Source organism: Rhizobium sp. SU303 (assembly GCF_021052345.1).
GTDB classification, from domain to species: domain Bacteria; phylum Pseudomonadota; class Alphaproteobacteria; order Rhizobiales; family Rhizobiaceae; genus Rhizobium; species Rhizobium laguerreae.
The window spans coordinates 3,784,111-3,806,227 of the sequence record NZ_CP088095.1 but is presented as its reverse complement, the minus strand read 5'-3'; the positions used below and the strand labels follow the sequence as shown (position 1 = coordinate 3,806,227).

The window sequence follows — 22,117 nt, the reverse complement described above, 5'->3', positions numbered from 1 at the left end:
CATTCATCGCTGAACACTTTTGAAGGAGGCCCTCATGGCACCTCGCGTTCTCGTATCCGACGAATTGTCGGAAACCGCGGTCCAGATTTTTCGCGACCGCGGCGTCGAAGTCGATTTCGAACCGCAGCTCGGAAAGGACAAAGACCGTCTGCTCGAAGTCATCGGCAAGTATGATGGCCTGGCCATCCGCTCCGCCACCAAGGTGACGGAAAAGATCATCGAGAGGGCGACGAACCTCAAGGTCGTCGGCCGTGCCGGTATCGGCGTCGACAATGTCGATATCCCGGCTGCATCGCGCCGCGGCATCATCGTGATGAACACGCCCTTTGGCAACTCGATCACCACGGCCGAACACGCCATCGCGCTGATGTTCGCCGTCGCCCGCCAACTTCCGGCCGCCGATACCTCGACGCAGGCCGGCAAGTGGGAGAAGTCGAAGTTCATGGGCGTCGAGATTACCGGCAAGACGCTCGGCGTCATCGGTGCCGGCAATATCGGCTCGATCGTCTGCGCCCGGGCCATCGGCCTCAAAATGCACGTCGTCGCCTACGACCCGTTCCTTTCCAAGGAGCGTGCCGAAGAGATGGGCGTCACCAAGGTCGAACTGGAAGAGCTCTTCGCCCGCGCCGACTTCATTACGCTGCATGTGCCGATGACCGACAAGACACGCGGCATCCTCAACAAGGAAGCGCTGGCGAAGACCAAGCCCGGCGTGCGCATCATCAACTGCGCCCGCGGCGGCCTGGTTGATGAGGCCGCGCTTGCCGAGGCGATCAAGTCGGGCCATGTCGCCGGTGCCGCCTTCGACGTGTTCGAGGTCGAGCCCGCCAAGGAAAGCCCGCTCTTCGGCCTGCCGAACGTCGTCTGCACGCCGCATCTCGGTGCCTCGACGACCGAGGCGCAGGAAAACGTCGCTTTGCAGGTGGCCGAACAGATGGCGGATTACCTCGTCAACGGTGCCGTCTCCAACGCCATCAACATGCCGTCGATCACGGCTGAAGAAGCGCCGATCCTGAAGCCCTTCATCCGTCTCGCCGATGTTCTCGGCGCCTTCGTCGGCCAGGTCACCGAAGAGCCGATCAAGGAAATCGAAATCCTCTATGACGGCATCACCGCCAACATGAACACACGGGCACTGACGAGTGCTGTGCTCGCCGGCCTCATCCGCCCGCAGGTCGCCGACGTCAACATGGTTTCGGCGCCGATCATGATCAAGGAAAAGGGCATCGTGCTCTCCGAGGTCAAGCGCGACAAGACAGGTGTCTTCGACGGCTATATCAAGCTGACGGTGACGACGGAAAGCATGACTCGCTCGGTCGCCGGCACGGTGTTTTCGGACGGCAAGCCGCGCTTCATCCAGATCAAGGGCATCAACCTCGATGCCGATGTCGGCTCGCACATGATCTATATCACCAATACCGACGTTCCCGGCATGATCGGCTTCATCGGCACGACGCTTGGTGCTGCCGGCGTCAACATCGCCAACTTCCAGCTCGGCCGTGACAAGCAGGGCGGCGACGCCATCGCACTGCTCTATGTCGACGGCAAGGTGGATGACGCCGTGCTTGCTGAGTTGACCGCCCACCAGGCGGTACGCCAGGCAAAACCGCTGACCTTCAATATCGACTGAGTTTTTCCTCCCAAGGAAATGAAAAACCCGGCGCTGGAAACGGCGCCGGGTTTTTTGCTGTTTCAGAAACAAATTAATGGTGCCGGCGTTTCCGGCGGACGAGCCTGCCGAAACGGGCGACATCGTCTTCAGCCTTGGTGCGGTGAAGGAAGGCGAGCCTGCTGCCGTCGAGGCCTTGGAAGAATTCGTCCCAGGAAATTTCTTCCTGTGTTTCCGAGGAAAAATCGACGCGGACGGTTTCGCTATCGCTCGCGTCCTTGATGCGGGCGGGATGGCCACCACGTTCTTCGATCCAGTGTCTGATCCTGCTGTAATCCGTCGTCGTGCCGAACCTGCCCATAAAACCCTCCTCAGCAACTGGCTTGCGACTTCGATGCCCAGGAATGCACGATCGAGAGAATTGTTCCATGGTGCCTCAATTATTATATCGAGGCCCGAGATCGCGATGGCAAATCGCCGCTTTTGCACATTCTGAAGGCGGAAGCCTAAAGTTTAGCCCTGATTATGATTCTGATTTTATTTAACTTTTCCCGGTATAGAGCTGAGATCGGCATCAACCGCACGCGAATTTCCATGGCCCTCTTGCAGAAGACCGAGCAGATCGAAGCATTAAACGACGACTTCCGGTCGTTGTTTGCAACGCATCCGTCACCGATGTGGGTCTATGATCCTGTGTCGCTGCATTTTCTCATCGTCAACGAGGCGGCGGCGGCACTTTACGGCTATGGGGCGGACGAGTACCGGCGCATGACGGTTCTGGATATCCGCCCCGAGCATGAACGGGAGCGGATGATCGACGCCGTCAGCGGCCGTACCGACATGGAAAAGGCAGAGCGCTGGGTTCACCTCAAGGCGAACGGCGAGACCTTCGACGTGCTGACTTATGGTCGCGAAGTGCGTTTCGAGGGGCAGCCTGCGATCCTGGCGATCGTGCAGGATCGCAGCGAGATCAATGCCGCCAGACGCCAGGTCGGCGATACGCGCTCGCTTCTCGACAGCATCGTCGATAACCTACCCGTCGGCGTCTTCGTCAAGGACATGGAAGCGGACGGGCTTTACGTTCTCTTCAACGAGGCCTGCGGCGATATCGTCGGCATGAAGGCGCAGGATGTGGTCGGCCGAACCGACCGGGCGCTGTTTCCCGCCGGCCAGACGGACGCCTTCCGCGAGCAGGATCGCCGCGCTTTCGAAGCCAATGCGACGATCAGCTTCGAGGAGACGATGCTGCGCGCCGATGGCGTGCCGCGCATCCTGCGCACCATCAAGCGCGCCCTGCCGACGCCGGAGGGCCATGCGCCGCGCTATCTGCTCGGCATCTCGCAGGACGTGACGGAAGAGCGCTCCGTCGAGGCGAAGCTTGCCCATCTCGCCATGCATGATTCGCTCACCGACCTGCCGAACCGGGCGGCATTTTCCAAGCATATTCGCCGGCGGGCCGCCGAAGCGAGCGCCGACAGCCCGATCGCGCTGCTCTATATCGACGTCGATCATTTCAAGCATATCAACGACAGCAAGGGACATGCCGCCGGCGACGCGCTGCTTTGCCAAGTGTCGGAGCGGCTGCTGCAGCTGGCGGAGGGGGGCGATCTCGTTGCCCGTCTCGGCGGCGACGAATTCGCCGTCGTGCTGGAACTCGACGAACCGGAGCGGGCCGGGCGTTTTGCGCAGCGGCTGCTCAAGGCGCTGAGCCGCGCCTTCGATCTCGACGGCGCCCGGGAGCATGTCACCTGCAGCATCGGCATCGCCTTGGCGCCCGATCATGCCGGCGACGCGGATGTGCTGATGCGGCATGCGGATCTGGCGCTCTATGCCGCCAAGGAGAGCGGGCGCTCGACCTATCGTTTCTACGAGACGGAGATGCGGCTTGCCGCCGAGCGCCGGCACGTGATGACCGCCGAGCTGTGGGAAGCGCTGGAGAAGCTCCAGTTCGAGCTGCATTACCAGCCGATCGTGCAGCTCGACAATGACGGCATCGGCGGCTTCGAGGCGCTGATCCGCTGGCGCCATCCCAAGCGCGGTCTGGTGGCGCCGATGGAATTCATTCCGCTCGCCGAGGAAACCGGCCTTATCTTGCCGATCGGCGACTGGGTGATCCGGGAAGCCTGCCGCGCGGCCGCCGGCTGGCCCGCCCATCTGAGGATCGCCGTCAATCTCTCCGTCAGCCAGTTTCGGCATGCGAGCCTGCTTTCGACGGTGGTCGCGGCGCTCGACGAGACCGGCCTCAATGCCGACCGGCTTGAAATCGAAATCACCGAATCCGTATTCCTGACCGATGCCGACCAAAGCCTGCCGCGGCTGCGCGCATTGAAGGAACTCGGCCTCCGCATCGCCATCGACGATTTCGGCACCGGTTATTCGTCGCTGAGTTATCTCCGATCCTTCCCCTTCGACAAGATCAAGCTCGACCGCAGCTTCGTTTCCGGCATCGAGACGGATGCCGGCAATCTCGCCATCGTGCGCGCCGTCGTCGGCATCGGCTCCGGCTTTAACGCGACGACGCTGGCCGAAGGGATCGAGACGGAAGAGCAGTTGCAGAAGCTGCGCGCAGAGGGCTTCAGCGAGGTGCAGGGTTATCTGCTCGGCCGGCCGATGCCGCAGCATGAGGCGGAAGCGCTGATTTATGGCAGCGCCCCGAAGGCCGCCTCGTCGCGTATGTGATAAGCAGGCATGCCGCCCGATGCCATCAAGCATTCGTCATTTTGAAAATGGCGGTCGAACCGGCATACTTCCCTTGGGCTGGAGAAGGAGAATGCATATGAAACGCTATTCATTGTCGATGATCGGACTGGCGATCGTGACTGTCATCATTGCCAATCCGGGCATCGCATTCGCCTGTAACAAGCTGATCGGCACCTGAGCCGCACCCCTGCTTTTCATGAGGCGCAGCTTCGGCTGCGCCTTTCTTGTGTGAAGCCATTTTTTCGACTCGTCACTTTCCGATGCTGCATTGCACTCTAACTGCACCTGCATGACGGAATTTCTGAACGACATTCGCGCCGCAGGCATCTGGCTCCCCGACTGGCTTGCAAGCGCCGTCATCTTCGCGGCGGTCATCTCAGTGGGGCTCTTTGCGCATCGCATTCTCTTTCGCTTGCTGACGCGCTTCGTCGAGAGCAAGGATCTCTTCTGGCGCTCCCTCGTCTCCCGGTTAAAACGGGTGGTGAGACTTGCGATGCTGGCAGCCGCCCTTTCCATCGGTGCGACGGTCTCGCCGCTGACGGAATATCAATCGGCGACCGTGCGCCACTTCCTGCTGATCTTCTTCATCATCCTGGTCGCCTGGATGGCAAAGACCGCCAAGCATATCTGGATGACGGTCTATCTGCGCCAGTTCAAGCTCGACGCCGAGGACAATCTTCTGGCGCGCAAGCATGTCACGCAGACACGCATCATGGAGCGTGTCATCAACCTGCTGATCGTCGTCATCGCGATTTCAGCCTGCATGATGACCTTCGATGCGGTCCGGCAATATGGCGTCAGCCTGCTCGCCTCTGCAGGCGTTGCCGGTATCGTCGTCGGCCTTGCGCTTCAGCCGGTGCTGAAGAACCTGTTTGCCGGCATCCAGCTTGCCATCACCCAGCCGATCCGGATCGACGATGCGTTGCTGGTGGAAGGCGAGTGGGGGCGAGTGGAGGAGATCACTTCGACCTATGTCGTCCTGCAATTGTGGGACTGGCGGCGCCTTATCCTGCCGCTGAGCTATTTCATCGAGAACCCGTTTCAAAACTGGACGCGCGAAAGTTCAGCGCTGATCGGCACGGTGATGATCTATCTGGACTACAGCGTGCCTGTCGATGCGGTGCGTGGAAAGATCGAGGAGATCGCGAAGGCTTCGACGCTGTGGGACCGCCGCGTCGTGAACGTCGCTGTCACGGATTTTCGTGAGACGGTCATGGAGATCCGCGTCCTCGTATCGGCATCGAATTCCAACCGCACCTTTGACCTTCGCTGCGAGGTACGGGAGAAACTGATCGATTTCATCCGCCGCGAATATCCCGATGCACTTCCGCGCATGCGGGCAGTGATGAGCGAGCCGCCGGCGCAAGATCGCCGTCAAGCGGCAGAATAGGGTCCATCTCGCAGGCACCTCCGCATCACCTTCCATCGGCGTGGCATACGCCGCCGCCAAGTTCGGCCGAAAGCCGGCACTTGCGCGCGGGCGCAATAGTTTCTATATCCGTCGCCCATGAAAGCTGGCGGCCGATCCCGCCGGAAATGTAGGAAATCCGCCACATTCCGAAGTCAGAACGGCGGATCGAAACAACACAGAATTTGGCAGCACCCGTTGAACACACTGGATTTTGACAAGAAGCCGGAAGAGACCCGAGTCGTCGTTGCCATGTCGGGCGGCGTCGATTCATCCGTCGTCGCCGGCCTTCTCAAACAGCAGGGTTACGACGTGCTCGGCATCACGCTGCAGCTTTACGATCACGGCGCAGCCGTTCACCGCGCCGGCTCCTGCTGCGCCGGCCAGGATATCGACGATGCGCGCCGCGTCTGCGAAACGCTCGGCATCCCGCATTACGTGCTCGACTACGAAAAGCGCTTCCGCGAGACGGTGATCAATCCCTTCGCCGAGAGCTATGTGGCGGGCGAAACGCCGATACCTTGCGTTTCCTGCAACCAGACCGTCAAATTCGCCGATCTGCTGGCGACCGCCAAGGAACTTGGCGCCGATGCGCTGGCGACCGGCCACTATATCCGCTCGGGACGGAATCCTTCGCCGGATAATCCCGGCCGCCGCGCGCTTTTCCGCCCGGCCGACGCCGACCGTGACCAGAGCTATTTCCTTTTTGCCACGACGCAGGAACAGATCGATTACCTCCGCTTTCCCCTGGGCGGCCTGCCGAAGGCCGAGACCCGCAGGCTCGCCGAAGAGATGGGCCTCGTCGTCGCCAAGAAGGCCGACAGCCAGGACATCTGCTTTGTGCCGCAGGGCAAATATTCCGACGTCATCAACAAGCTGAAGCCGAATGCGGCGCTCGCCGGCGAGATCGTCCATCTCGACGGCCGCGTGCTCGGAACCCATGAGGGCATCCTGCACTTCACGATTGGCCAGCGCCGCGGCATCGGCATCGCCACCGGCGAGCCGCTCTACGTCGTCTTTCTCGACGCCCGTTCGCGCCGCGTCATCGTCGGACCGAAGGAGGCGCTGGAGACGCACCGCGTCTACCTGCGTGACGTCAACTGGCTGGGCGACGAAACACTTCAGGGAGCCGCCTCCGGCAAGGGTTTTTCCTGCTATGCAAAGGTCCGCTCGACGCGCGCGCCGGCGCCTGCCGTGCTGCATGTCAATGCAACCGGCACCTACGTCGACCTGACGGTCGGCGAGGCGGGCATCGCGCCCGGCCAGGCCTGCGCGCTTTATTCCGCGCCCGGCGACAACGCCCGCGTCTTCGGTGGCGGCTTCATCGAACGCTCCGAGCGCGAACCTTCGGCCGAAGCCTGCCTGAAGGCCCTTCTGGCCAGCCCCGTCGCTGCCTGAAACCCATAGGTAACGACGGCCGGCAACGCCCACCGTTTTTCTCGATCATGCGCTTGACACAAAGCCGAAGCGCACCTTATAAGCCGCTCATCCCACGAACCGGCATCGCTTCGCGAGCGGGTATCGTTGACCAGTGGCGGAGTAGCTCAGTAGGTCAGAGCAGAGGAATCATAATCCTTGTGTCGGGGGTTCAAATCCCTCCTCCGCTACCATCTGTTTTCATTACATAAAATGCGATTTTTAAGGCTCCGAGAAGAGCCCTTTTTTATGGGCGTGGTAGCACACTGGTAGCAGCGGCAAACGTGGTAGCGAGGGCCTGAAAACAGTCCGCCTTGATCTGCAGGATTTCCGCCAACGGCGAGGACAGGCCTATCTGTAGAGCGTCAGAAGCAACAGAGGCATCTTCGTCGCCCAAAGGTGGGATGCGACAGCGATAATAATAGCCCATACGGCGAGCGAGAACATGACCGCCGCTAACCTGATCCCGACTGGCTGCATCATTTCCTCCATCCCAGCATAACCGTGCCTCCTCGCACGATCCTATGCTAGCAAGATGCAGGCCCGTCAGCTATCGCAAGAAATTGGTACCCAGATAGGCGCCGCAGAGCGCAGTCGGTTCAGTGCACAGATTTCGGTGATGCGGCGCCCTTTCCCTATCAATCAAACGATGAAATGAAAGTTGTCGTATTGCGCGCCGTAATAATCCGGGCCGCTCGTTTCGTTGATGACGGGTTCGGTGTCGAGCACGAGTTGGTCGATTTCGCCGTAGGCGCTGAGATCGATCACTTGCGGGTCATGAATGCTGTCGGCGGTGACGTTGACCGTGACCAAGAATACGGTATCGCCGTCCAGCTTACCTTCGATCGTCAGAACGTTGTCATAGTCCGATGTGCCGTTTGCGACACTGAATTGCTCGATCTGAAAGTTGCCGCCATCGGCGGCTTGGATGGGTGTCCAGAACACGCCTCCTCCCAGATAGTGGTTGCCATCCGATTCCTCCCGCACAGTCGCGTCGTCACCATCGTACCAAGCGCCCCAATCGAAGCCTTTGTAGCCCGTCGGGAAGTCGTGGTTGCCGACATCCTCGAAATTGACGAAGACGTCGCCGCGTTCCGGCAGGTCGACCGCGATGTTGAGCAAGCCGAAGTCGGTGGCGCCTTTGCCATCCGAGATCTTGAAATTGAACTGGTCGACGAGTTGGTCTCCCGAGCCGAGCGCTGCTACCACCGGGTTGGTGTGATCAAGCTCATAGGTGTAGTTACCGTTGGAATAGACGGTCAGAGTGCCGTATTTTCCCTCGACTGTGGTGGTCGTGGCAGGCCCGTTCGGATCGGCCGGTTGCGGAATTCGCTGTCCATTGACGAAGTTGAGACGCACCTGATCTCCGTCGACATCCGTGGAACTGGTATTGTCCAGGATGTTGCCGTCGATCGGGTTGTCGATGTTGAAAATAGGCTGGTATACGTCACCTGCGACCGGCTTGTGGTTTGCCATTTCTATCCCCCCGTTTGATGTTCTGTTCGACTATGCAACCCTATAGGGTATCTGGCAACCGAAATTGAGGAAGCGTCAGAGCAATTCCGCCCGTCAACGTCACATATTCCGGTCGATTTACAGCTCAACTATTCAAGTAAAGGGAGCGGCATAAACGTCGATCCAGTTTGTGAACCGGGATTTACGCCTGGTCTTAGGTTGCTGCCGCTTCATCGATCATGGTGTTTATCGCCTTTTCAGGCGATCCATCAATTCGGCCAGCGGAAAACTTCAGTCATGATAATAATGACTGGTCAATCATGACGTCGTCATGACGATATACTGCATGAATTGCTCGGCGCGCCGAGAGCAATCTCGAAGGCGAATGGGAGGAATCAGCAGAGCCTGAGCTTCTGCCGACCACCCTATCAATGCAGGCCGCCGACCCCGAGCAGGCTCTCGACAGCCTCGTGATCCCTGGTGAGATTTTCCGGCGTTCCGGTCCAGGCCAGTCTGCCGCGTTCGAGAATGACGACCTGGTCGGCGAAATCGAGCGCGCTCTGGATGCGCTGCTCGACCAGCAGGATGGTCATGTCTCCCGTCTTGGCGAGGTCGGTAAAGGCCGCCATCAGTTCCTCGCAGATAACGGGCGCCAGGCCCTCCAGCGGTTCGTCGAGCAGCAGAACGGAGGGGCGGCCGAGAATGGTGCGGGCCGTGGAGAGCATCTGCTGCTCGCCGCCGGAAAGCTGGCTGCCGAGATTGCGGCGGCGCTCCTTCAGGCGCGGGAACATCGCATAGGCTTCCTCCAGCGCCGTTTTCGGTCGCGCCTTCAAGCCGACGAAGAGGTTTTCTTCAACCGTCAGCGTCGGGAAGACGCAGCGTGCCTGCGGCACATATCCGAGGCCTTTATGCGCTCGTGCAGCACTCGGTGCCGTCGTGACATCCGAACCGCCAAGACGGATGCTGCCCTCGTATCGCCTGGTCTGCCCGGCAAGCGTTGCCAGCAGCGTGGTCTTGCCCATGCCGTTGCGGCCGAGCACGGCAAGCCGGGCACCTGCCGGCACGGAGAAGGAAATGCCTTCGAGCACTCTCGTCGGCCCATATCCGGCCGACAGGTTCTCGACCTCAAGCGATATGGCTGGCATTGGCATAGCTCCCGAGATAGGCCTCGCGCACACGCGCATCCTTGGTGACATCTTCCGGCAGGCCATCGAAGATGATCGCGCCTGATGCAAGCACGATGACGCGTTTCGCAAAACGGAAGACGAGGTCCATGTCGTGTTCGATCATCAGCACGGCGAGATCGGCGGGCAGATCGGCCAGCGCCTGCTCGATGCGGCCGGTATCGCTCTGCGGCACGCCGGCTGCCGGCTCGTCGAGCAGCAGGACTTTCGGCTTCAATGCCAGCGCCACGGCGATCTCGAGAAGCCGCTGCTGGCCATAGGCGATTTCGCTGACCTTGCGATGCATCAGGAAAGCCAGCCCGAGTTTGCCTAGGAGATCATCGACCTCCGCCATGACATCGGGCATACGCAGGAAATTGCCGAACATGTGCCCGGTCTTTCCGTCGCGCTGAAGGACGGCAAGTCCCACATGTTCGGCCGACGTCATGTCCTGGAAGAGCCGTGTCACCTGAAAGGAGCGGACAAGGCCGCGTCTGACCCTGCCGATCGCATCGACCTTCGTCACCACCTCGCCGCCGAGGCGAACCTCACCGGAATCGGGCGATAGATTGCCGGTCACAAGGTTGACGAAGGTGGTCTTGCCGGCGCCGTTCGGGCCGATCAGCGCGATGCGATCGCCAGGCGACATCGTGAGCGAGACATTATTGGTGACGGCAAGGCCGCCGAAGGCTTTCTTGAGATTGGCGACTTCGAAGACCGGGCTCATGAGCGCTGCTCCCTGCGGCGGCTAACGAAGGCTGCGGCCGTGCCATAGAGACCTTTCGGCGCAAAGAGCACGACGGCGATCAGCAGTGCACCGACCATGGTCAGCCAATGGAAGGGATTGGCGGCGGAGACATAGTCCTCGAAGAGCATGAAGATGACAGTGCCGGAAAGTGCCCCGAAGAGAGAACCGGTGCCGCCGAGGACGAGCATAACAAGCGCTTCCGCCGACTGCGTGAAAGACAGGCTGTCGAGGCCGACGACCTGTGTCGAGATCGCATTCAAGGCGCCGCCGACACCGGCAACGGCGCCCGATATTGCGTACATCCTGATGAGAGCTGCCTTCGGCGAGGCGCCCATGGCGCGGATGCGCAGCGGGTCCTGCTTGATGGCGCGGCAGAGCATGCCGAAGGGCGAGCGGACCAGAAACCGCAGCAGCACGAAGACGATCAGCAGCAGCGCCATTCCGAAGAAGAAGGCGGTGTGACCGTAGAGATCGAATTCGAAGAGGCCGAAGACCGGGTCCGGAGCAATGCCGGAAAGTCCGTCGCTGCCGCCTGTCCAGGACGAGGCCTTGTTGGCGAATTCATGGAAGAGGTTGATCAGCGCAATCGACAGCACCAGCTGCGGCAGTCCATGCGCACGCAGGATGATGGCGCCGCAGAGCAACCCGGCAACCGTGCCGCCGACGATGCCGGCCAGCATCATCAGCAACGGGTCATTGATGCCGTAATGCGCCGACAGGATCCCGGCGGCATAGGCGCCGGAGCCGAAAAGTGCTGCATGGCCGAGCGTTGCGACGCCGCAATAACCAGTCACGAGATCGAGCGACAGGACGAGCAGCGCGATCGTGATCATCCGGGTCAAAAGGGCGAGATTATCGGGGAAGGCGAAATAGCCGATCGCGGCAATGGCTATGATGACCGCTAGTCCGATGAGGTCGCGGCCGATAAACCCGCGACGATGCTGTAGACCTTCGTTTTCGTTGTTCATGACAAGCGCCATCTTATTTCGCCCTTCCGGCAAGGCCGCGCGGGAAGACGCAGATGATTGCGATCACGGCGAGATAGAAGAAGAATTCGCCGAATTCCGGCATCAGATACCGTCCTGTCGTATCGATCGCGCCCAGCAGCAGGCAGGCGATCAGTGCACCTGGAATGGAGCCCGCGCCGCCGACGGAGACGACGACCAGGAAGGTCACCATGTAGCGCAGCGCGTAATAGGGTTCGACGGGCAGGAGTTCGGCCCCGACCACGCCACCGAAGGCGGCAAGCCCGACGGCAACGGCAAAGCTCACCGCATAGATGATCTCGGTGCGCACACCGAGTGCCGCCGCCATCGCCGCATCATCGACGGAGGCACGCAGCTTGACGCCGAAGCTCGTCCTGTCGATCGTAAACCACAGGGCGAGCGCCACGGCGAGGCCGCAGAGGATGACGAAAAGCCGGTGAACGGGAATGGTGCGGAAGCCGAGATCGGCTGACCCCTGTAGAGCACCGGCAAGCGGTATGGTCTTCAGCGTCGGCCCCATGACATAATTGGCGATGCCGATGACGCAGAAGGTGATGCCGATGGTCATCAGCACCTGGGTCAGTTCCGGCGCACCATAGATCCGGCGGTAGAGAAAACGCTCGATCGGAATGGCGACGATGATGGTGATGACAACGGCGGCGATGACCGCCGCGGCATAACCGAGGCTAAGATCGCGTGCGACATAGGAGGCGATATAGCCGCCGATCATCGCGAAGGCGCCATGGGCGAGGTTGACGACACGCATCAGCCCCATGGTCACCGAAAGCCCGATCGAGATCACGAAGAGCACCATGCCATAGGCAAGGGCGTCGACGGCTATGCTGAAGACTGTCTGCATGGAAATACCTTGCTTCCAAGCGACGGGCTCGGCCTGATCGCAGGCCAAGCCCGCCACCTGTCGTGACGCTCGATGTTACTTGACGGCCGCCAGGCCCGGATCGCCCTGCTTCTCGAAGGTCTGGACTTCCTTGTTGATGTAGGTCCCGTCATCAGCTTTCGTCACTTCGCGCAGATAAATGTTCTGCGTGATGTGACGGCTTTCCGGATCGATCGAAACTGGGCCGCGCGGGCTTGTCCAGGCAAGGCCCTTGACCGCATCGACGGCCTTCTCAGCATCCTGTTTGCCACCCGTCGCCTCGATCATCTTGTAGATGACATACATGCCGTCATAGGCGCTGACTGAGGGGAAGGAGAGTTCGGCCTTGTTGCCGATTGCTTTGGTCGCCGCCTCGACGAAAGCCTTGTTCTCGGGAGAATCGTGCGACACTGCGTAGTGGAAGGTCGTCTGGATGCCGAGTGCGGCATCGCCGAGCGCCGGCAGATCGGATTCCTGCGTGAGGTCACCCGGCGCGAAGAACTTGATGCCGGCAGCCTTCAGGCCATTGTCGTTGTAAGCCTTGACGAAGCCGAGCGTCGTCGGACCTGACGGCAGGAAGGCGAACACGCCGTCAGCGCCGGAATCCTTGATGCGCTGCATGATCGGGCTGAAGTCGTTGGTCGCAAGCGGCATGCGGATCGCCTCGACCACCTGGCCGCCGGCCTTTTCGAAGCCGGCCTTGAAGGCGTTCTCGGCATCGATGCCGGGGCCGTAATCGCTGACGACGGAAATCACCTTCTTGACGCCGGCGTCGAAGGCGACCTTGGCGATCGGCGTCGAGGTCTGCCAGGTGGTAAACGAGGTGCGGACGACGAGCGGGCTCTTGGTCACGATCGCCGAGGTGGCGGCGTTCATGATGACCATCGGCACATTGCCCTGCTTCAGGATCGGCGTCACCGCCATGGCATCGGGCGTAAAGTAGAAGCCGGCAAGATACTGGACCTTTTCCTTGACGATCAGTTCCTGCGCCAGCGCCTTGGATTGGGCGGGATCGGCCTGCGGCACGTCGCGATAGACGATTTCCACCGTATCGCTGCCGACCGTGTTGCCGTTGACCGCCATATAGGCGTCGATACCGGCCTTGAAATTCTTGCCTTGCAGCGCGAACGGACCGGAGAACGGGCCGATGACGCCGACCTTGATGGTGTCGGCATAGGCCGTGCTGCTGAGCAGCACCGCCGCAACGGCGGCGAATACAAGCTTTTTCATGTTAGTTTCCTCCACTTTAAAATGCGGCCTTCATGGCTCGCCTCAGTCTCAGATCTTCATATCAGAACGGCAATCCGACGTAGTTTTCTGCAAGCGCCGTCGAGGCGGCGCGTGAATGCGTCAGATAGTCGAGTTCCGCCTCCTGGATTTTCTGATCGAAATCGCCGGTGTCCGGAAATCGATGCATCATCGTCGTCATCCACCAGGAAAACCGCACGGCTTTCCACACGCGGGCGAGCGCCTTCTGCGAATAGGCGTCGATGCCGCCATCCGATCCCTCGCGGTAATGTTCGATCAGCCCGGAGAAAAGATAATGAACGTCGCTGGCGGCAAGGTTCAGTCCCTTGGCGCCAGTCGGCGGGACGATATGGGCGGCGTCGCCGACCAGGAAAAGCCGGCCGAAACGCATCGGCTCAGTGACGAAGGAGCGCAGCGGCGCGATCGATTTCTCGAAGGACGGCGCGGTCGCCAAAGCCTCGGCGTGATGCCCCGGCAGACGCCGTCTCAACTCGTCCCAGAAGCGATCGTCGCTCCAGTCCTCGATCTTCTCGTCGAGCGCGCATTGGATGTAGTAACGGCTGCGGGTCGCCGAGCGCATCGAACAGAGCGCAAAGCCCCTTGGATGGTTGGCGTAGATCAGTTCATGGCTGACGGGCGCCACATCGGCAAGCACCCCCAGCCAGCCGAAGGGATAGACCTTCTCGAAACTCCTGATCGCCCGTTCCGGGACGGCCTTGCGGCTGGCGCCGTGAAACCCGTCGCAGCCGGCGATGAAGTCGCAATCGATGTGCTTGGCAACACCGTCGTTCACATAGGTGACGAAGGGAGAATGGCCGTCGAAATCATGCGGCGCGACATCGACGGCATCGTAGATCGACAGGGAGCCGCTCGCTTCACGTCGCTCCATGAGATCGCGCGTCACTTCGGTCTGTCCATAAACCGTCACGCGTCTGCCGCCGGTCAATTCGTGGAGGTCGATGCGATGGTCGCGTCCGTCGAAGGCCAATGAGAAACCGTCGTGCGGCAGGCCTTCGGCGTGCAGCCGTGTCCCGGCTTTTGCCTGATCCAGCAGCCCGACGGTGCCTTCCTCCAGAACGCCGGCACGAACCCGGCCGAGGATGTAATCCTTGTTCACACGATCGAGAATGACATTGTCGATGCCGGCTTCGGTCAGGAGCTGGCCGAGCAGCAGGCCGGATGGTCCCGAACCAATGATGGCGACCTGCGTTCGCAACTGCTTCCTCCCTGCATTTTTGCGTTTTGCCAGATTCTGCCGTGTCGTCCCTGCCGCAGCAATGGACATTCCGGCCAAAAAATTGCACTAATCGAACATTGGTGCGGGAGCAGCCCTATGAGCAGACATATCCCTACCTACGAACTCTACGGTGAGAATACCGGGCGAAAGCCCGATTTTTGGTTGCATTGCGAAACAATTCGCTCCCGCAGCAGCTTGCATCAATGGGAGATTCGCCCGCACCGTCACGAGAGTTTCTTTCAGATATTGTACATCGAAGGCGGTTCGGGCGATGCGATCTTCGGCGAAAGTAGCCATGCCATCTGTCCGCCGGCAATCATCACTGTGCCGCCTGGTCTCAATCACGGTTTTCGCTTTTCACGCGATATCGACGGCTTGGTGATCACCCTGTTGAGATCCCATCTCAGCCATCCGCCCGGCGACCGAAGCCACCTCGGCGAATGGTTTGCGACGCCGCATCTGACGCCACTCGATCCCGATAATGCCGAGGCCGCCTATGTCATGCAGACGTTGAGACGGCTGGGCGACGAATTCGAAAACCGCCGCAGCGGCCGCAACGAGGCCTTGGCCGCCTATATCGCCTTGGCGCTGCGGCTGACGGCGAGGATTTGCCATGAGGGGAATGCGCACGAGCTTCCGGCAAACGAGAACGAGCGGCGGATGGAAATGCTGAGCGAGCTCATCCAGCAACATTTCCGATCACACAAGCCCGCGTCCTTCTACGCCAGGGAGCTTGGGCTTTCGCCGACACATCTTACCCGTATCGTCCGGTCGATGACCGGCAATACTCCTCATGAATTGATCGCCGGCAAACTCGTCGAAGAGGCGAAACGCCAGCTGGTTTTTACGCTGGGCAGCGTTCAGGAGATCGGATTTCGGCTCGGCTTTGCCGACCCCGCCTATTTCTCGCGATTCTTCGTGAAATACACCGGAGAAACGCCGCGGGTCTGGCGCATGAAGGAGGAGGTTCGGCTTGAACGTGTATAGGTCACCCGCAAGGGTTGCGGAGTGCAACTGCCCTACCAGGCTTCGACGCCCTCTTCCGTGTCGCGGGCGCGTTCGCCGGCGCGGGTCTCGTATGCGTCTCGTTGCTCAGCTGACTTGACGGCATCGTCTGAGCCATCGCGCTGGGCTTCGGGCGTCATGTAGAAGGCGAGCGCCTTTTCCAGCCGGGCGGCGGTAAGCGTGGCAGCGAAACTTTTCATGTCGTTTCCTCGGTCGACGGCCTTGAAGCTTGCTCGAGACACATAGCCTACGATGCGGTCTTCCAGGAACAGTGCACCGAGGGTTGTCACCAACTTTAGACTTTGCTTGACGATTGTTTCCGCCGGATGATCTCCGCCGACCAGTTCCACGCAATTCCGGCTGGTTTTCGCTTCACGCCGTCGGCCATGTCCAGTTTCGCACCTCTGGCATGTCCTCGCCATATTCACGGACATAGTCGTGATGCTCGGCAAGCTTGCGGCGGAAGGCGGCGAGCGCTTCGCCTGCTTTCTCCTTCAGGCCGGGTACACGCTCGATCGCTTCGATGGCGAGGTGGAAACGGTCGAGTTCGTTGAGGACGGTCATGTCGAAGGGCGTCGTCGTCGTGCCTTCCTCAATGAAGCCGCGGACGTGGATGTTGCGGTGGTTGGTGCGTTTATAGGTCAGGCGGTGAATGAGATAGGGATAGCCGTGATAGGCGAAAATGACAGGCTTGTCGGCGGTGAAGATCGCGTCGAAGGCCTCGTCGGTCAGGCCGTGCGGATGCTGATCCCTGGATTGCAGTGCCAGGAGATCGACGACGTTGACGGTGCGGATTTTCAGTTCCGGAATGGCCTTTCGCAGCAGGTCGACGGCGGCAAGCGTCTCCATGGTCGGCACGTCGCCGGCGCAGGCCATGACGAGGTCGGGCAGAATGGTATCTTCCTCGTTGCTCGCCCAGTGCCAGATGCCGATGCCGGCTTCGCAATGTCTCACCGCCTCGTCCATCGACAGCCATTGCGGCTCCGGCTGCTTGCCGGCGACGATGACGTTGATGCGGTCATAGGTGCTCAGGCAATGGTCGCCGACCCAGAGCAGGGTGTTGGCATCCGGCGGCAGATAGATGCGGACGATATCGGCCTTCTTGTTGGCGACGAGGTCGACGAAGCCGGGATCCTGATGGCTGAAGCCGTTGTGGTCCTGGCGCCATACATGCGAGGTCAGCAGGTAATTCAGCGACGAGATCGGCTTTCGCCATGCGAGTTCGCGCGTCACCTTCAGCCATTTGGCGTGCTGGTTGAACATGGAATCGATGATGTGGATGAAGGCCTCGTAGCAGGAGAACAGGCCGTGCCGGCCAGTCAGCAGATAGCCTTCCAGCCAGCCCTGGCAGAGATGTTCGCTCAGCACCTCCATGACGCGGCCGTCGCGGGAGAGGTGGACATCGTAAGGCTCGATACCCTCCATCCAGACACGGTCGGTGACGTCGAAGACGCTGCCGAGGCGGTTCGATTCGGTCTCGTCGGGGCCGAAGATACGGAAATTGGCAGCCTTCTCGTTGCGCTTCATCGTGTCGCGCAGGTAATGGCCGAGGATCTCCGTCGATTGCACCATGGCGCTGCCGCGCTTGCCGATATCGACCGCATAGTCGCGGATATCGGGAACATCGAGTTCCTTGCGCAGCAAGCCGCCATTGGCGTGCGGATTGGCGCCCATGCGGCGCTCGCCGACGGGGGCTAGCGCCCGCAACTCGGGTTTCAGCCGGCCGTCGTTGCCAAAGAGGTCCTCCGGATCATAGCCACGCATCCAGTCCTCGAGGATCTTGCGATGCCCTTCATTCTCGCGGCAGTTGGAGACCGGCACCTGGTGGGAGCGCCAGAAGCCTTCGACCTTCTTGCCGTCGACTTCCTTCGGTCCTGTCCAGCCCTTCGGGCTGCGCAGCACGATCATCGGCCAGCGCGGGCAGATATCGGGCGCCTTGCCATTGCGAGCTTCCTCCTGGATATCGCGAATGCGATCGAAGACCCTGTCGAAGGTTGCGGCCATCTGCTGGTGCATGTCGCGCGGCTCGTGACCCTCGACGAAGAAGGGCTCGTAGCCATAGCCTTCAAAGAGGCTCTGCAAATCCTCGTGACTGGCGCGGCCAAGAATGGTCGGATTGGCGATCTTGTAGCCGTTCAGATGCAGGATCGGCAGCACGGCGCCATCGCGGGCAGGGTTCAGAAACTTGTTGGAATGCCAGCTCGCGGCAAGCGGCCCGGTTTCGGCCTCGCCGTCGCCGACGACACAGGCGACGATCAGGTCGGGATTGTCGAAGGCAGCGCCATAGGCATGGACGAGGGCGTAACCGAGTTCGCCGCCCTCATGGATCGAGCCTGGCGTTTCGGGTGCCGCATGGCTCGGAATGCCGCCGGGGAAGGAGAATTGCCGAAAGAGCTTGCGCATGCCTTCGGCATCCTCGGAGATATCGGGATAAATCTCGCTGTAGATGCCTTCGAGATAGGTGTTGGCGACCATGCCAGGCCCGCCATGGCCGGGGCCGCACATATAGATGATGTCGAGGTCGCGGGCGCGGATCAGGCGGTTCAGATGCGCATAGACGAAGTTGAGGCCGGGTGTCGTGCCCCAATGGCCGAGCAGGCGGGGCTTGATGTGCTCTGGTTTCAGCGGCTCGCGCAGCAGCGGATTGGCCAGCAGATAGATCTGGCCGATGGAGAGATAATTGGCGGCGCGCCAATAGCGGTCGATCAGCGTGAGTTCGGCATCGTTAAGGGCGGCGGTCGAGACATGCTTTTCCATGGGTTTCTCCCGTTCGAAAACGTCTTCAACGTCAATTCTACCGGCCGATGCCGGCAAGCTGTTGATCTGGATCAGCCACTGCCAAGAACGGACAGCGCCTCCTCGGCGATGATCTGCTCCTCATCGGTGGCGATGACATGGGCGGCGATGCGGCTTTCCGACGTGCTAATCGTGAAATCATTGGCAGCATTGGCCTTTTCGTCGATTGCAAGGCCAAGCCAGGACAGCCGCTTAGCCACGCCTGCGCGGATCTCCGGCTGATGTTCGCCGATGCCGGCGGTGAAGACGATGGCGTCAAGGCCACCAAGCGTCGCCGCCATGCGGCCGATTTCGCCGGCAATGCGTAGTGTGAAGAGGTCGATCGCCTGGCGCGCCTGCGGCCGTCCGTCCTTCAGCAAGTCGCGCGTATCGGCGCTGATGTCGGAGACGCCGAGCAGGCCGCAGCGATGATAGAGCAGGTCCTCGATCTCCTTGAAGGATTGTTTCCTCTGACCGGCCAGATGCAGGATGACGCCGGGATCGAGCCAGCCCGGGCGCGTCGCCATCGGGATGCCGTCGAGCGTCGAAAAGCCCATGCTGCAATCGCGGCTGACGCCGTCATCCAGCGCACAGAGGCTGGCGCCGCTGCCGAGATGGGCGACAACCACCTTTGCCGCACGCGGCGCCTTGCGGCGAAGTTCTCCGGCGATGAATTTATAGGAGAGGCCGTGGAAACCGTAGCGCTTGATGCCCTCGTCATGCAGCGCCCGGGGAATGGCGAAGCGGCGAACGAGATCGTCCTGCGTGGCGTGAAAAGCCGTGTCGAAGGAGGCCGTCTGGGCAAGATGCGGTTTCAGATGCCGGAGGGCGCGGATGAAACGCAGCGCCTGCGGCTGGTGCAGGGGTGCCAGCGGGGTCAGCGCATCGACGGCATCGATTGCGGCGGCGTCGAGGCCGATCGCCCTGGTGAAGCGGTCGCCGCCATGGACGACACGGTGGCCGGCAGCACGCGTCGCTGTCATGTCGAAGTGATCGGCGAGACGCGCAAAAGTCTCATCGATGATGTCGTGCAGGTCTTCCGTCACCTCGGCCTTCAACGGCATCTCGACTATCTGCAGCCCTTTCGTCAGGCCGAGCGACAGCGGTTCGGCGCGGAAATCGATCACGCCCTTGCCGATGCGTCGTGCCTCGGCGCCATCTATCGCGAAGATGCCGATCTTAACGGTCGAGGAACCGGTGTTGAAGGTCAGCAGCAGGTCGGTCGATGACATGTCCTCTAAGACTCCGCGCGGGTGTGAGATGACCGAACTTAGTGTCGGAGTCCCAGGCGGGAAGGATTTATTCGCTCGGGGCGCGATTTTGTCACTGCGCACCCAGTCATCTTGTGCGGCTGGGATTGTGACGCGTCATCCTTCGTGACGGCGACGGAACCAAGCGCATCACCGTCAATATCGTCCGACGACCGTGCGCAACATGCTGATGGCCTGGGTGCTGACGCTGCCGGCCTCGATTGCGATCGCCTTCTTGCTGTTCGTGATCATGCGCCAGGTCTTTTAAGGCGTACTGTCAGGCCGTGGAGGCCAGACTGGCATTGCGATCGCCGATGAAGATGCCCGCCTCGGCGGCGGGCATCGCCTTGCCGAAGAGATAGCCCTGGCCGATGTCGCAGCCAAGCTGCAGCAGGAAGGCGAGCTGGCCGTGCTCCTCGATGCCTTCGGCCGTCGTTTTGATGTTGAGGCTCCTGCCGAGGCCGAGCATGGCGCGGACGATCTCTTCCTGCCGCTCGTCGTCGCGATAGGTGGCGATGAAGCTTTTGTCGATCTTGATCTTGTCGAAACGATAGCGGGCGAGCTGGGCGAGGCTCGAATAGCCCGTGCCGAAATCGTCGAGGGCGATCTGGATGCCGGCGGCGTGCAGCTCGTCGAGAATGAGGGCGGCGACGGCGGGATCCTGGATCAGCGCGTTTTCGGTGATCTCCACTTCCAGGCGCTGCGGCGGCAGCCGGCTTGCCGAAAGGACCTTGAGGATGCGGGAGGTCAGCAATCTGTCTTCCATCTGCACCGGCGAGACGTTGAAGGACAACATCACATGCTCCGGCCAAGCGAGGGCGTCAGAGCAGGCCTGGGCAAGAAGATCCTCGAACAATGCGGTGATCATGCCGTTTTCCTCGGCGATGCCGATGAAGACCGGCGGCGGGATGTTGGCGCCGTCGTCGCCGATCCAGCGTGCTAAGGCCTCGAAGCCGCAGAGCTGGCCGGTCTTCAGGTCGATCAGCGGCTGATAGAAGGGCTTGATCGCCTTGTTGGAGATTGCGGCGCGCAGCCTGGTTTCCAGCGCGGCGCGTTCCGTTACCTTGTCCTGCATTGAAGGTTCGAAGACGAAATAGTGGTTGGGTCCGCGTGATTTCGCCTCGTACATGGCGAGGTCGGCCCGGTGGGCGGCATCTTCCAGCGGCTCGGCTCCCTCGGCCCAGCGGTCGTAGCCGACGCTGGCGCCGACTTCGACGGCAAAGCCATCGATATGGATGGGCCGGGTGACGGCCTGGATCAGCAGCTTGGCAAAACGCTCCTCGCGCTGCGCCGTCAGGGAAAAGGCGACGATGATGAATTCGTCGCCGCCGAAGCGATAGACGCAATCGGCATTGCCGAGCGCGCAGATGCGCCTGGCAACCTCGATCAACAGGATGTCGCCGCCCTTGTGGCCGACAAGATCGTTGACCTTCTTGAAGCCGTCGAGGTCGACGGAGAAGATGGTGACGTTGCGGTCGCACTCCTCGATCTCGGCCTCGTCGTCCTTGATCGGCCGTGAGAGGATCTTGCGCTCGAAGGCGTAGCGGTTCGGCAGCTTGGTGAGATGGTCGTGGGTTGCCGTCCAATCGGCCTTTGCCTGGGCGGCGGCGCGCAGTTCCATTTCCTTGCGCAGGTCGGCGATACGCAGCACCGAATAGATGAAGCTCATGGCGCCGGCGATGCCGAGCCCCAGAACGAGCTTGTCGGCGCCGTACTCGCCGAAACCCGTCATGAAGGAGACCAGGCTGTCGTCGAGCTGCAACAGCGTGCCGAGGAGCCAGAGGGCTACCCCAAATCCGACGATCGACACACATTGCCTTCCGGCCCTGCTTTGGAAAAACACCGGCATTATGCCTTCTCCAGCTCCCACCTTCGCGGAGATATCACGAAAGTCTGAAATGTTTGTTGAAACCAGAAGGCGAATTATCGGAGGCGGCAGCCTGTTGCTGTGCCGCAGAGAGTCCCGACGGGGCTTGTGGGGAAGAGCGTCGTTGTCAGCGCGATACCCTCGTGGTCGGGAGACTGGCTGATGCGGGAAAAGAACGAAGGCGAGCGTGCTAGTGCATCGCTCGCCCTTTCTCGTGCTTCAGGCGGTGACGATCAGCAGCGGAACGCTGACGATGAGACCGACCAGAACCGTGACTGTGGCGACACGCATGAAACGCAGGCGTCGCGTGCGCTCGCCACTCCAATCATATGTCATTCTTCCATCTCCTTGGGACAAGGAAGTAGTCCCCGCA

General features: G+C 60.9%; 17 protein-coding genes and 1 tRNA gene. 6 read left to right on the top strand and 12 right to left on the bottom strand.

The genetic code is table 11. The annotated features are described in order from the left end of the window. Positions 1-34 precede the first annotated feature (34 nt). Complete coding sequence (serA, locus tag RlegSU303_RS18875) at positions 35-1,630, top strand: phosphoglycerate dehydrogenase (RefSeq protein WP_026158859.1); 1,596 nt, start codon at positions 35-37, stop codon at positions 1,628-1,630. Between the two features lie 73 nt (positions 1,631-1,703). On the opposite strand, the gene RlegSU303_RS18870 is transcribed toward serA, so the two are convergent. Beyond that, on the bottom strand, positions 1,704-1,970 hold the full coding sequence (locus RlegSU303_RS18870; protein ID WP_017961973.1) for a hypothetical protein: 267 nt from the start codon (positions 1,968-1,970) through the stop codon (positions 1,704-1,706). A 164-nt stretch (positions 1,971-2,134) separates the two neighbouring features. On the opposite strand from RlegSU303_RS18870, the gene RlegSU303_RS18865 reads away from it, so the two are divergent. The 4 genes from RlegSU303_RS18865 (at position 2,135) to RlegSU303_RS18850 (ending at position 7,327) form a co-directional block, all read left to right on the top strand. Further along, a complete protein-coding gene (locus tag RlegSU303_RS18865) occupies positions 2,135-4,288 on the top strand; it encodes a putative bifunctional diguanylate cyclase/phosphodiesterase (protein WP_168275860.1) in 2,154 nt (717 codons plus the stop codon). A 310-nt stretch (positions 4,289-4,598) separates the two neighbouring features. Then, on the top strand, positions 4,599-5,699 hold the full coding sequence (locus tag RlegSU303_RS18860) for a mechanosensitive ion channel family protein (RefSeq protein ID WP_032991925.1): 1,101 nt from the start codon (positions 4,599-4,601) through the stop codon (positions 5,697-5,699). A gap of 216 nt (positions 5,700-5,915) precedes the next feature. Next, positions 5,916-7,115: a tRNA 2-thiouridine(34) synthase MnmA gene (gene mnmA / locus RlegSU303_RS18855; RefSeq protein WP_168275858.1), complete on the top strand. Its 1,200-nt coding sequence runs from the start codon at positions 5,916-5,918 to the stop codon at positions 7,113-7,115. Between the two features lie 135 nt (positions 7,116-7,250). Beyond that, positions 7,251-7,327 (top strand) — tRNA-Met (locus RlegSU303_RS18850). 448 nt (positions 7,328-7,775) lie between these two features. Here RlegSU303_RS18850 and RlegSU303_RS18845 read toward each other — a convergent pair. The 7 genes from RlegSU303_RS18845 to pobA form a co-directional block, all read right to left on the bottom strand. Next, positions 7,776-8,609, bottom strand: coding sequence for a VCBS domain-containing protein (locus RlegSU303_RS18845; protein WP_151519214.1), 834 nt, complete (start codon positions 8,607-8,609; stop codon positions 7,776-7,778). 407 nt (positions 8,610-9,016) lie between these two features. After that, on the bottom strand, positions 9,017-9,733 hold the full coding sequence (locus RlegSU303_RS18840; protein ID WP_062945206.1) for an ABC transporter ATP-binding protein: 717 nt from the start codon (positions 9,731-9,733) through the stop codon (positions 9,017-9,019). Beyond that, positions 9,714-10,478, bottom strand: coding sequence for an ABC transporter ATP-binding protein (locus tag RlegSU303_RS18835; RefSeq protein WP_231283261.1), 765 nt, complete (start codon positions 10,476-10,478; stop codon positions 9,714-9,716). The genes RlegSU303_RS18840 and RlegSU303_RS18835 overlap by 20 nt, the downstream gene beginning before the upstream one ends. Further along, complete coding sequence (locus RlegSU303_RS18830; RefSeq protein WP_151519216.1) at positions 10,475-11,479, bottom strand: branched-chain amino acid ABC transporter permease; 1,005 nt, start codon at positions 11,477-11,479, stop codon at positions 10,475-10,477. Before RlegSU303_RS18830 ends, RlegSU303_RS18835 begins: the two co-directional genes overlap by 4 nt. Position 11,480: 1 nt before the next feature. After that, complete coding sequence (locus RlegSU303_RS18825) at positions 11,481-12,344, bottom strand: branched-chain amino acid ABC transporter permease (RefSeq protein ID WP_094087476.1); 864 nt, start codon at positions 12,342-12,344, stop codon at positions 11,481-11,483. 75 nt (positions 12,345-12,419) lie between these two features. Continuing rightward, positions 12,420-13,592 carry an ABC transporter substrate-binding protein gene (locus tag RlegSU303_RS18820; RefSeq protein WP_094087477.1) on the bottom strand — a complete coding sequence of 391 codons (1,173 nt, stop codon included), beginning with the start codon at positions 13,590-13,592 and terminating at the stop codon, positions 12,420-12,422. A gap of 61 nt (positions 13,593-13,653) precedes the next feature. Continuing rightward, positions 13,654-14,826, bottom strand: a complete 1,173-nt coding sequence (gene pobA / locus RlegSU303_RS18815) for a 4-hydroxybenzoate 3-monooxygenase (RefSeq protein ID WP_094087478.1) — start codon at positions 14,824-14,826, stop codon at positions 13,654-13,656. 117 nt (positions 14,827-14,943) lie between these two features. On the opposite strand from pobA, the gene RlegSU303_RS18810 reads away from it, so the two are divergent. Then, positions 14,944-15,834 (top strand): helix-turn-helix domain-containing protein, encoded by an 891-nt coding sequence (locus RlegSU303_RS18810; RefSeq protein WP_231283259.1) that lies wholly within the window; start codon positions 14,944-14,946, stop codon positions 15,832-15,834. Positions 15,835-15,866: 32 nt separating this feature from the next. Here the strand turns inward: RlegSU303_RS18810 and RlegSU303_RS18805 are convergent, their stop codons facing one another. From RlegSU303_RS18805 to RlegSU303_RS18790, 4 genes are all read right to left on the bottom strand, one after another. Then, positions 15,867-16,145: a hypothetical protein gene (locus RlegSU303_RS18805; protein ID WP_331275226.1), complete on the bottom strand. Its 279-nt coding sequence runs from the start codon at positions 16,143-16,145 to the stop codon at positions 15,867-15,869. A 79-nt stretch (positions 16,146-16,224) separates the two neighbouring features. Beyond that, positions 16,225-18,609, bottom strand: a complete 2,385-nt coding sequence (locus RlegSU303_RS18800) for a phosphoketolase family protein (RefSeq protein ID WP_017961959.1) — start codon at positions 18,607-18,609, stop codon at positions 16,225-16,227. A gap of 71 nt (positions 18,610-18,680) precedes the next feature. Beyond that, positions 18,681-19,859, bottom strand: coding sequence for an acetate/propionate family kinase (locus RlegSU303_RS18795; protein ID WP_017961958.1), 1,179 nt, complete (start codon positions 19,857-19,859; stop codon positions 18,681-18,683). 295 nt (positions 19,860-20,154) lie between these two features. Next, positions 20,155-21,726 carry a putative bifunctional diguanylate cyclase/phosphodiesterase gene (locus tag RlegSU303_RS18790; RefSeq protein ID WP_017961956.1) on the bottom strand — a complete coding sequence of 524 codons (1,572 nt, stop codon included), beginning with the start codon at positions 21,724-21,726 and terminating at the stop codon, positions 20,155-20,157. Between the last annotated feature and the right edge of the window lie 391 nt (positions 21,727-22,117).

Excerpts from the sequence above, each read along its gene's own strand:
- serA (WP_026158859.1), top strand. The coding sequence starts at position 35 with ATGGCACCTCGCGTTCTCGTATCCGACGAATTGTCGGAAACCGCGGTC.
- RlegSU303_RS18870 (WP_017961973.1), bottom strand. The coding sequence starts at position 1,970 with ATGGGCAGGTTCGGCACGACGACGGATTACAGCAGGATCAGACACTGG.
- RlegSU303_RS18865 (WP_168275860.1), top strand. The coding sequence starts at position 2,135 with ATGATTCTGATTTTATTTAACTTTTCCCGGTATAGAGCTGAGATCGGC.
- RlegSU303_RS18860 (WP_032991925.1), top strand. The coding sequence starts at position 4,599 with ATGACGGAATTTCTGAACGACATTCGCGCCGCAGGCATCTGGCTCCCC.
- RlegSU303_RS18845 (WP_151519214.1), bottom strand. The coding sequence starts at position 8,609 with ATGGCAAACCACAAGCCGGTCGCAGGTGACGTATACCAGCCTATTTTC.
- RlegSU303_RS18840 (WP_062945206.1), bottom strand. The coding sequence starts at position 9,733 with ATGCCAGCCATATCGCTTGAGGTCGAGAACCTGTCGGCCGGATATGGG.
- RlegSU303_RS18835 (WP_231283261.1), bottom strand. The coding sequence starts at position 10,478 with ATGAGCCCGGTCTTCGAAGTCGCCAATCTCAAGAAAGCCTTCGGCGGC.
- RlegSU303_RS18830 (WP_151519216.1), bottom strand. The coding sequence starts at position 11,479 with ATGGCGCTTGTCATGAACAACGAAAACGAAGGTCTACAGCATCGTCGC.
- RlegSU303_RS18825 (WP_094087476.1), bottom strand. The coding sequence starts at position 12,344 with ATGCAGACAGTCTTCAGCATAGCCGTCGACGCCCTTGCCTATGGCATG.
- RlegSU303_RS18820 (WP_094087477.1), bottom strand. The coding sequence starts at position 13,592 with ATGAAAAAGCTTGTATTCGCCGCCGTTGCGGCGGTGCTGCTCAGCAGC.
- RlegSU303_RS18810 (WP_231283259.1), top strand. The coding sequence starts at position 14,944 with ATGAGCAGACATATCCCTACCTACGAACTCTACGGTGAGAATACCGGG.
- RlegSU303_RS18800 (WP_017961959.1), bottom strand. The coding sequence starts at position 18,609 with ATGGAAAAGCATGTCTCGACCGCCGCCCTTAACGATGCCGAACTCACG.
- RlegSU303_RS18795 (WP_017961958.1), bottom strand. The coding sequence starts at position 19,859 with ATGTCATCGACCGACCTGCTGCTGACCTTCAACACCGGTTCCTCGACC.
- RlegSU303_RS18790 (WP_017961956.1), bottom strand. The coding sequence starts at position 21,726 with ATGCCGGTGTTTTTCCAAAGCAGGGCCGGAAGGCAATGTGTGTCGATC.